Genomic DNA, 732 nt, shown 5'->3' on the forward strand with positions numbered 1-732 from the left:
TATAGTGGTAGACTAATTACTATCAATGGTAAGAAGTTTTATCAAATTGGCCATAACAAATTTATTAAGGCTGTAAATACTGGATTGAAGGGAATTCTAAAACATAATTCATTTGTCTATAACAAAGAAGGTAGACGTGTTAAGGCAAATAAAGATCATATCTTGTTAAGAAAGCAATCTAAAGTCTCTATTATGAATGAAGGACATGTAGTAACTATTAGAGGAAAGAAATTCTATCGTATTGGTAAAAATAAATATATTAAAGTAAGGAATGTTGACAAACTTTCTGAATAAGACAACAAAATAAGCAATCAAAAAGGACTAATCCAGCCAGATTAGTCCTTTTTTGTATCTATATTAAAATATTCCTTCGCTGCATCACTCATACGATCGGGCGTCCAGACCGGATACCACACAAATTCGACATCAACATTTTTTACTTCTGGCACTTTTTTAACCGCTTGAGTAATGCCATCAATTAGGTAACCAGTTAGCGGACAAGCAGGGGTGGTCAAAGTCATGTTGATCAGACAGATCCCATCTTTGTCCAAGTCGATTTCATAAATTAGCCCTAAATTGACTACGTCAACGTTCAATTCAGGATCAATGACTGTCGCCAATTGATTGATAATATCGTTTTTAATTGTTTCACCGTCACGCATTTTATCACGCATCCTTGCCAAAAATTTTAGCTTTGATTGCTTGGCCGGTTGGAGTGCCAGCTAAGCCGCC

The 732-nt window shown here is 35.4% G+C and carries 2 protein-coding genes; one reads left to right on the plus strand and one right to left on the minus strand.

Annotated features, from left to right (window positions below; translation table 11 throughout):
• The coding region (locus FC37_RS09045; protein WP_201779649.1) for an SLAP domain-containing protein at positions 1 to 294 on the plus strand (294 nt) is incomplete at its 5' end.
• A gap of 41 nt (positions 295 to 335) precedes the next feature.
• Here the strand turns inward: FC37_RS09045 and FC37_RS09050 are convergent.
• Positions 336 to 662 carry a metal-sulfur cluster assembly factor gene (locus FC37_RS09050; protein WP_056945622.1) on the minus strand — a complete coding sequence of 109 codons (327 nt, stop codon included), beginning with the start codon at positions 660 to 662 and terminating at the stop codon, positions 336 to 338.
• Positions 663 to 732 lie beyond the last annotated feature (70 nt).

Origin of the sequence: Lactobacillus gallinarum DSM 10532 = JCM 2011 (genome assembly GCF_001434975.1) — a bacterium.
GTDB lineage: Bacteria > Bacillota > Bacilli > Lactobacillales > Lactobacillaceae > Lactobacillus > Lactobacillus gallinarum.

Bases quoted from the DNA above. Each gene is read 5' to 3' on its own strand.
- FC37_RS09050 (WP_056945622.1), bottom strand. From the start codon at position 662: ATGCGTGACGGTGAAACAATTAAAAACGATATTATCAATCAATTGGCG.